Origin of the sequence: Streptomyces sp. KR55 (genome assembly GCF_052245645.1) — a bacterium.
Classification (GTDB): Bacteria; Actinomycetota; Actinomycetes; order Streptomycetales; family Streptomycetaceae; genus Streptomyces; species Streptomyces flavusporus.
The window spans coordinates 1-8,733 of record NZ_JBQQCE010000413.1; the positions used below are offsets into that span (position 1 = coordinate 1).

General features: G+C 73.0%; 8 protein-coding genes. 2 read left to right on the forward strand and 6 right to left on the reverse strand.

Annotated elements, in window-relative coordinates; translation table 11 throughout:
* Positions 1 to 205 precede the first annotated feature (205 nt).
* The gene (locus ACTWQJ_RS39760; protein ID WP_443311305.1) at positions 206 to 1,000 is read left to right on the forward strand and encodes an SDR family NAD(P)-dependent oxidoreductase; all 795 of its coding nucleotides are present in this window, start codon (positions 206 to 208) and stop codon (positions 998 to 1,000) included.
* A gap of 15 nt (positions 1,001 to 1,015) precedes the next feature.
* Here the strand turns inward: ACTWQJ_RS39760 and ACTWQJ_RS39765 are convergent, their stop codons facing one another.
* A complete protein-coding gene (locus ACTWQJ_RS39765) occupies positions 1,016 to 2,377 on the reverse strand; it encodes a hypothetical protein (RefSeq protein WP_443311306.1) in 1,362 nt (453 codons plus the stop codon).
* A 113-nt stretch (positions 2,378 to 2,490) separates the two neighbouring features.
* Here ACTWQJ_RS39765 and ACTWQJ_RS39770 point away from each other — a divergent pair, with 113 nt between their 5' ends.
* On the forward strand, positions 2,491 to 3,717 hold the full coding sequence (locus tag ACTWQJ_RS39770) for a molybdopterin-dependent oxidoreductase (RefSeq protein ID WP_443311307.1): 1,227 nt from the start codon (positions 2,491 to 2,493) through the stop codon (positions 3,715 to 3,717).
* Between the two features lie 331 nt (positions 3,718 to 4,048).
* On the opposite strand, the gene ACTWQJ_RS39775 is transcribed toward ACTWQJ_RS39770, so the two are convergent.
* From ACTWQJ_RS39775 to ACTWQJ_RS39795, 5 genes are all read right to left on the reverse strand, one after another.
* Positions 4,049 to 4,831 (reverse strand): class I SAM-dependent methyltransferase, encoded by a 783-nt coding sequence (locus ACTWQJ_RS39775; RefSeq protein ID WP_443311308.1) that lies wholly within the window; start codon positions 4,829 to 4,831, stop codon positions 4,049 to 4,051.
* Positions 4,828 to 5,445, reverse strand: a complete 618-nt coding sequence (locus tag ACTWQJ_RS39780; protein WP_443311309.1) for a TIGR04282 family arsenosugar biosynthesis glycosyltransferase — start codon at positions 5,443 to 5,445, stop codon at positions 4,828 to 4,830. Before ACTWQJ_RS39780 ends, ACTWQJ_RS39775 begins: the two co-directional genes overlap by 4 nt.
* Entirely contained in the window at positions 5,442 to 6,176 is a 735-nt protein-coding gene (locus tag ACTWQJ_RS39785) for a glycosyltransferase family 2 protein (RefSeq protein WP_443311310.1), read from the reverse strand. The genes ACTWQJ_RS39780 and ACTWQJ_RS39785 overlap by 4 nt, the downstream gene beginning before the upstream one ends.
* An 81-nt stretch (positions 6,177 to 6,257) precedes the next feature.
* Entirely contained in the window at positions 6,258 to 7,259 is a 1,002-nt protein-coding gene (locus tag ACTWQJ_RS39790) for an NAD-dependent epimerase/dehydratase family protein (RefSeq protein WP_443311311.1), read from the reverse strand.
* 175 nt (positions 7,260 to 7,434) lie between these two features.
* Positions 7,435 to 8,733, reverse strand: a 1,299-nt coding sequence (locus ACTWQJ_RS39795; RefSeq protein WP_443311312.1) for a pyridine nucleotide-disulfide oxidoreductase, incomplete at its 5' end; no start/stop codon positions are given.

Consider the following 8,733-nt stretch of genomic DNA (forward strand, 5'->3'; position numbering starts at 1 on the left):
GTGGTGGAGGGCATGGGGTCCATCTGTGAACGGGGGCGTGGTGCGACTGCCAGTATCGTCGCCGCAGGTCGCCGGGATCATCCCGGGGGTCCCCGGAAGGGCCGCGTGTCGAGGACGGCGGGCGTCCGCCTGCGGCCGGGTGCATCGTCGGCGATCGTGGGCAGGAGGACATCGGCCGACCGCACTGCGACAAGGAGTGACCCCCGTGAACGTGGACCTCGATGGGCGAACCGCGCTGGTGACCGGCTCCTCCCAGGGCATCGGAGCGGCGATCGCCGTGGGACTGGCCCGCGCCGGAGCACGCGTGGGCGTCAACGGACGCGACGCCGAACGCCTCGAACGGAGCGTCGAGAAACTGCGGGCCGAGGCGCCGGAGGGAGACTTCGTGGCCGTAGCGGCTGACCTGGGCACCGAGGAGGGCGCCGCGGTTGCGGTGGAGGCGCTGCCCGACGTGGACATCCTGGTCAACAACCTCGGCATCTTCGGCCCGACGCCCGCCCTGGACATCACCGACGACGAGTGGCGCCGCTACTTCGAGATCAATGTGCTCTCGGGCGTCCGGCTGACCCGCTCGTACCTCCCACGGATGATGCGGCAGGGGTGGGGGCGGGTGCTGAACATCGCGAGCGACTCGGCCGTCGTGATCCCCGCCGAGATGATCCACTACGGGATGTCGAAGACCGCCCTGCTCGCGGTGAGCCGCGGATTCGCGAAGGAGGCGGCCGGCAGCGGTGTCACGGTGAACTCCGTCATCGCCGGTCCCACCCACACCGAGGGCGTCGAGGACTTCGTCCACCAACTGGTGGACCGCAACCTGCCCTGGGAGGAGGCGCAGCGCGCGTTCATGCGGGACCACCGCCCGCAGTCACTGCTCCAGCGCCTCATCGAGCCCGAGGAGATCGCGAACCTCGTGGTGTATCTGAGCTCCCCGCTGGCGTCCGCCACGACCGGTGCCGCCGTGCGTGTCGACGGGGGATACGTCGACTCGATTCTGCCGTAGGCACGGGCGGGCCGCTCACCAGCCGGTCCACAGCAGGTGGTTGACGAGCAACGCGACCACGGCCTGCGCCGTCAGCCAGACGCGGGGGCGGGGCAGGAACGCGCAGGCGGCGAGGAGCCAGAGGGCGAAGGGCAGCCAGATGCGCTCCGTCTCCGCCTTGCTCATCCCGGACAGGTCGGCGGCGAGCAGGGCGAGAAAGGCGCCGAGCAGAAGCACCGCGAGGCGGCCCTCGTCGACCGCCCCCTCCGCGTCACCCGGTCGGCTCAGAAAGGGGCGGCGCTGCCCGACGAGCGTGCCGCCCGCCCGTGACAGCCCCGCCACCGTCGCGAGGCCCACGACGAGGACGGTGCACGCCGGGTTGGCCCACACCCAGTACCCGTACGGCCGCACGCCTCCGGCACCCTGGTTGTAGCGCTCGACCAGCAGGTGGTACGCCTCCCAGTAGTTGAACCCCGCAAGGGTGAAGACCAGCGGGAACACGGCCAGCCCGGCCAGAAGCGGCAGCAGTACCGCGCGCCGGTTCCGACCGAGGACGAACACCCCCAGACCGATGATCCCGATCAGCGTCAGCCCGTACGACAGATAGCACGTCAGCCCGAACAGCAGTCCCGCCCCGCCCGCCGCGATCCGCGACCGAGCCCCCGGCCGTCCCGTCACGGCAAGGGCCAGCAGCGCCACCGACCAGGCGGCGACCGCTGTGAAGTACCCGTCGGCCGACGTGCCCATCCACACCGCGCCCGGCGCCAGCACCACAAACGGCGCCGCCCGCCGCGCGAGCCCCTCCCCGGTCAGCCCCCGCACCATCAACAGCACGGCCGTCACCGCCGTGGCCCCGACGGTGATGCACCAGATCCCGGCCCAGGCCCCGCCGCCGCGGCCGATCCGGTCGAGCAGGACGAAGGTGGGCGTGGCCGCCGGAGGGTGCCCGGCGATGTGCGCGGGCCAGTGGTCGGGGCCCTGGATCACGATGTACTCGGTGAAGTCCCGCAGTGTGGCGGGGATGTCCTGGAAGCGGTCGATGACCTGGAGGTACTCGTACCGCGTGGTGAGCCGCTGCGCGACACCCCGGTGCCAGCCGTCGATCAGGGCCAGCGACCAGGTCCAGGCCATGGCGGTGCCGCAGGCCACAGCCAGGAGCGCGCGCCACGGCAGCCGCGCGGCGAGCCCGGGCCCGTACGCCACCACGGCGATCGCCACCGCGATCGCGGCCGGGGTGCCCGGGCCCACGTGCGGGCCCCAGGAGGCGAGCAGCGGAGGCCAGTTGACGAACAGCGTGCCGTCGGTGTCCTCGATGTGGCGGCCGATCAGGATCGCCGCCACGACGAGCAGGACGGCGGCCAGGGCGGCGCCCAGGTCACGGAGAGGAGAGCGGATCACACGCAGGACGCTAGGCCGCCGAGACACCCACCAGGGCGTCCTGCGCCCTGATGTCAGCGTTTCGTCATGAGTTGCGCGGTCCCTTCGGGCGGGCCGCGACCTACCGTCGGACCATGCACGACCAACGGCTTCCCTCCTCGCCCGGCTTCTGGCGCAGCCCCCTGCGCGGCCCCCGGTTCACCGCCGTGTTCGGCGTCGTGCTGCTGGTCGGCATCACCTTGCTGTTCGTGACCGGCCTGCTGTCGTACGCCGCCTACAACCCCGACCTGTCGCCGGTCAACGACCAGACACCGGACAAGGGGATCCTCGGTTTCTACCTCTTCTCCTGGCCGACCGATCCGCACTGGCTGTACCGGCTCACCCAGGGCGTCCACGTCACCCTGGGGCTCACTCTCATTCCCGTCCTGCTGGCCAAGCTGTGGTCGGTGGTGCCCCGGCTGTTCGCGCTGCCGCCGGCCCGTTCGGTGGCGCACGCGCTGGAGCGGATCTCGCTGCTCCTGCTGGTCGGGGGCGCCCTGTTCCAGTTCACGACCGGCGTGCTCAACGTCCAGGTGGACTACATCTTCCCCGGCTCGTTCTACACGCTGCACTTCTACGGCGCCTGGGTGTTCTTCGCCGCGTTCGTCGTGCACGCCGCCCTGAAGCTCCCCACAGCCGTGCGTAATCTGCGTCGGCTGCGCGCGGAGGAGGGCGATCTGGTGTCCCCGCGGCCGGCCGAGCCGACCGTGTCCCGCCGGGGCGCCTTCGGGCTGGTCTCAGGAGCCTCGCTGCTGATGTTCGTCACGACGGCGGGCCGCAGCTTCGACGGGCCGCTGCGCGAGACCGCCGTCCTCGCACCGCGCGGGGGACCCCAACCGGGCAGCGGCCCCGGGGGCTTCCAGATCAACAAGACGGCCGCGTACGCCGGAATCGACCGCCGGGAGACGGGCGACGAGGCGTGGCGGCTGGTCGTCACCGGCCGCTCCGGCGTCGTCCGGCTGAGCCGGGACGAGCTGCTGGGCCTCCCGCTGCACAGCGCCGCGCTGCCGATCGCCTGTGTGGAGGGCTGGTCGACCTCCGACCAGTGGTGGCGCGGCGTACGGCTGCGGGACCTCGCGGCCCTCGTCGGCCACGACGATCCGACCGACGTGCTGGTGGAGTCCCTCCAACGGCACGGCGCCTTCCGCCGGGCCGCGATGCGCGCCAACCAGGTGGCCGACCCGCGCTCCCTGCTCGCCCTGGACGTCAACGGCGAGCCGCTGACCCTCGACCACGGCTACCCGGCCCGGATCATCGTGCCCGCCGCGCCGGGCGTGCTGAACACCAAGTGGGTGGCACGGATGACGTTCGGAGACCTGTGATGCGCCGCCCCACCCTCGTCCGACCGCACCTCGTCCTCGGCAGCCCGCTGCAACTGCTGCTTCTCGCCGCATCGTTGGCGCTCGCCGGATACGCGGGTGTGCGGCTGCTCGCGGGCGACTGGTTGCGGGTGGCGCTGTGGTTCGTGGGCGCGGCCCTCGTCCACGACCTGCTGCTCCTGCCGCTGTACGCGGCCGCGGACCGGGCGGTCACCGGCGCGCTCGGCGCGGTGCGGCGCCGGGAGTGGATTCCGTACGTCCGCGTCCCGGCCGCCCTGTCCGGGATGCTGTTGCTGGTGTGGTTCCCGCTGATCAGCGGCCGGGTCGACGAGCGTTACCGGCTGGTCTCCGGGCTGTCGGCGGACGGCTTCCTGGCCCGCTGGCTGCTGATCACCGCCGTTCTGTTCGGCGGTTCGGCACTGCTGCTGGTGCTCCGGCTGCGCAGGGCGACGAAGCAGCGTCCGCCGGCCGCCCACTGACCCTCCACGTCGAGCCGCAGCGCACGGGCGTACCGCAGCAGGGCCGGGGTGCCGAGGCGGGCCCACGGGAAGGGGACACCGGCGGTGCCCCGCCCGTCGGTGACATGGACCTGGACCCGCTCGTCCACGTCCGCGGGAACCGTCTCGGCGATCACCAGACCGCCCGGGGCGAGGAGCCGGGACACCCGGTCCAGCAGCGCGGGCGGGTCGCCGCCGATGCCGACGTTGCCGTCCATCAGCAGCGCGGTGCCCCAGCGCCGCTCCGCGGGCAGCGGCTGGAAGACCGACCGCCGCAGGGCCCGGCCGCCCAGCCGTGCGGTGTGCGCGACCGCGGCCTCGCTGACGTCGATGCCGAGCGCGGTCCGGCCCCGGGCGGCGAGTTCCGCGACCAGCCGGCCCGGGCCACAGCCCACGTCCAGCACGGCACCCTCGCAGCGGTCCAGGACGGTCAGATCCGCGTCGTCCGGGCGCGCACACCACCGCTCCACGTCCAACGGGAGCAGCCAGCCGTCGGTGCGGCGCAGGAACAGCGGTCCGCGGCCGGTGCGCAGGGCGTGCACATAAGGATCGGCCGACCAGGGGAGCAGGGCGGGCTGTTCGGTGTCGTCGGGCCGGGCGATCTCGTACGGGGCGGTCATCGGCCGGTGGCCGCATGCAGTCGGGCCAGCTCCGCGGCGAACCGGCCGTGCGGCGCCAGCGCGGCCACCGCGTCGGCGTCGGCTGCCGTGTCGACGTCCCGCAGCGGGGGCAGATCCCGCACCCGGAGCCCGGCGGCGACGAGCCGGTCGCGCTGTACGGCGCCGGTGGCCGGCGTCGACATCGGGACACCGCGCAGCAGCTCCGGGGCCGGCTCGGCGAGGCCGAGCGCCCAGAAGCCCCCGTCCTCGGCCGGACCGAAGTACGCGTCGCTGTCGGCGAAGTCCACGGTCAGCAGCTCCGGCGTCACCTGCGGCGTGTCCATCCCGATCAGCAGGGCGGGCCCGTCGCACCCGGCGAAGGCGTCCGCGAGCCGCTGGTCCAGGCCGCCCGCACACTGCGGTACGACGTCGAAGCCGGACGGCAGCCAGGCACCGGGGGTCCCGTCGAGCACCAGGACCCGGCGCCCCGCCGGCGTCGCGGCCACCGCACGCAGGGTGTCCACCAGGGCCGCCTCGGCCAGCACGGCCGCCTGAGCGGGGGTGAACGGGGGCGTCAGCCGTGTCTTGACCCGTCCGGGCCGCGGCTCCTTGGCAATGACGAGCAGCGTGGTCAACGGGCGCTCCCTCCCTGCGCGGACGGGGTGGTGCGCCCCTGCGTCGCGGGGGGTTCGGCCAGGACGCGGCGCATGTCCCGCACTGCCTGCCAGGTGCCCCGCCAGGTGCCCGTGACCTTGGACGCCCCGGTGCGGGGCAGGTAGGGCACGTCGTGTTCGGCGATGCGCCAGTCGGCGTCGGCGGCGCGCACCACCATCTGGAGCGGATAGCCGCTGCGCCGGTCGGTGAGCCGGAGGCCGAGCAGCGCCTCGCGCCGGGCGGCGCGCAGCGGGCCCAGGTCGTGCAGCCGCAGGCCCGTGCGGCGGCGCAGCATCAGCGCCAGCGCGATGTTTCCCGCCCGGGCGTGCACCGGCCAGGCGCCCCGGCCGTGTGGCCGGCGTCGGCCGAGCACCAGGTCGGCCGCACCGTCGTGCACCTCGCGCACGAACGGGACGAGGAGCGAGGGATCGAGCGAGGCGTCGCAGTCGCAGAAGCACACGATGTCGGCACCGGCGGCGGTCAGTCCCGCGTGGCACGCCGCCCCGAACCCGCGCCGCGGTTCGTGGACGACGGTCGCGCCGAGCGCGCGGGCGAGGTCCGCCGAGCCGTCGGTGGAGCCGTTGTCCACGACGAGGGCACGCCATCCGGCAGGGATGCGCTCCAGGACCCAGGGCAGTGCGTCGGCCTCGTTGAGGCAGGGGAGGACCACGTCGACGGTCGGTGAGGGGGGAGGGGTCGTCACGGCTTTCACCCTACGAAGAGAAAACGGGCATATCGGGCTTCTGTTTCTTACGAAACGCGGACCTCAGGTCGCTGCCGCGGGGCGGGCCGCTCACCGGCCGCGCAGCCCGGACCGGGCGAACTCCTGCATGCCGTCCGCGAATCCGACCTCGGGCTTCCAGCCGAGCTCGGACCGCAGTCGCGAGGAGTCCGCGGTGATGTGGCGGACGTCCCCCAGCCGGTACTCCCCGGTCACCACGGGCTCGGGCCCGCCGTACGCCTCGGCCAGCGCCCGCGCCATCTCCCCGACCGTGTGCGGTTCTCCGCTGCCGGTGTTGTACGCCACGAGCGCGCCCGGCGGGCAAGCCGCCTCCAGCGCCGCCACGTTGGCCGCCGCCACGTCCCGGACGTGGACGAAGTCCCGCCGCTGGCGGCCGTCCTCGAAAACGCGCGGGGCCTCGCCCCGGGCGAGCGCCGAGCGGAAGAAGGCGGCGACCCCGGCGTACGGCGTGTCGCGGGGCATCCGGGGCCCGTACACGTTGTGGTACCGCAGGGACACCGCCGACCCGCCCGTGACCCGCGCCCATGCCGCCGCCAGATGTTCCTGGGCGAGCTTCGTCGTCGCGTAGACATTGCGCGGATCGACCGGCGCGTCCTCGCCGACCAGCCCGGGCGACAACTCCGCACCGCACGCGGGGCACCGGGGTTCGAAGCGTCCCGCCGTCAGGTCGGCGACCGCCCGGGGCCCGGGCCGCACCACTCCGTGCCGGGCGCAGTCGTACCGTCCCTCGCCGTACACCACCATCGATCCCGCCAGGACGATCCGCGGGACGCCCGCGTCGGCCATGGCCGTCAGCAGTACGGCCGTACCGAGGTCGTTGCGCGAGACGTACTCCACGGCGTCGGCGAACCCGGACCCCAGCCCGACCATCGCGGCATGATGGCTCACGGCGTCGACACCGGACAGGGCGCGGCGTACCGCGCCGATGTCCCGCACGTCCGAACCGGGGTCCGCACGCACGTCGTACACGACGGGTTCGTGCCCGCCCGCCGCCAGTGCCTCGACCACATGGGACCCGATGAACCCGGCACCGCCGGTGACCAGTACTCGCATGGTCACACGCTAGGTCGGCAGGACCCCCGCGCCGTCGCTCCGCGCCCGGCACGTCACAGGTCCGTAAGACCCGGGTGGCGCAGCTCGTCGTGGTGCCGGTGGGGCGCTGACGGCAAAGGTGAGGGGCCCGGCGGCACAGTCGCCGGGCCCCTCACCGCCGGGTTCGTCTCCGCGCTTACGCGCCGCTCTCCCGCAGCATGTCCTCACGCTCGACGATCTTCACGCGCTCCCGGCCCTGCGGCTCGCCCAGGGCCTTCTCCGCGGCGTCCAGCTTGTACCAGCCCTCCCACGTCGTGAAGCGGATGTTCCGCTCGGCGAGGAACGCGTCCACGGCCTCGGGCTCCGGCGCCGACGGGGTGTGCAGACGGCTGTGGGCGAAGTCGTCCAGCAGGTTGGACACCGTCTCGTTGGCGTCGCCCTTGGTGTGGCCGATGAGGCCGACCGGGCCGCGCCGGATCCAGCCGGTCACGTACACCGACTGCAGATGCGAGCCGCTCTCCTCGATGACCCGGCCGCCCTCGTCCGGGACCGTGCCCGAGTCGATGTCCCAGGGCAGCTTGGGCAGCTTGTCGGACAGGTAGCCGACCGCGCGGTAGACCGCGCTGACGTCCCAGTCGGTGAACTTGCCGGTGCCCTTGACGTTGCCGGTGCCGTCGAGCTCGGTGCGCTCCGTGCGCAGGCCGACGACCTTGCCGTCCTCGCCCAGGACCTCCGCCGGCGACTCGAAGAAGTGCAGGAACAGCTTGTGCGGCCGGTCGCCGACGTCGCGGATCGCCCAGTTCTCCAGGGTCTTGGCGACCATGTCGGCCTGCTTGTTGCCGCGCCGCGTCTCGATCGAGCCCTCGTCGTAGTCGATGTCCTCGGGATCGACGATGACCTCGATGTTGGGGGAGTGGTCCAGCTCGCGCAGCTCCATCGGGCTGAACTTCGCCTGCGCCGGGCCGCGGCGGCCGAAGACGTGGATCTCCTTGGCCGGGTTGGCCTCGAGGCCGTCGTGGACGTTCGCCGGTATCTCGGTGGGCAGCAGCTCGTCCGCGGTCTTGGCGAGGATGCGCGCGATGTCGAGGGCGACGTTGCCGACGCCCAGCACGGCGACCTTCTCCGCCTCCAGCGGCCAGGTGCGCGGCACGTCCGGGTGACCGTCGTACCAGGAGACGAAGTCCGCCGCGCCGTAGGAGCCGTCCAGCTCGATGCCCGGGATGGGCAGGGCCCGGTCGGCTGTGGCGCCGGTGGAGAAGATCACGGCGTCGTAGAACGAGCGCAGATCGTCCAGGCTGATGTCGGTCGGGTAGTCGACGTTGCCGAAGAGACGGATCTGCGGCTTGTCGAGCACCTGGTGGAGGGCGGTGACGATGCCCTTGATTCTGGGGTGGTCGGGGGCGACGCCGTAACGGATCAGTCCGAACGGCGCGGGCATCCGCTCGAAGAGGTCGATGGACACACCGGGTTCGGCGGCCACGTCGGACTTGAGCAG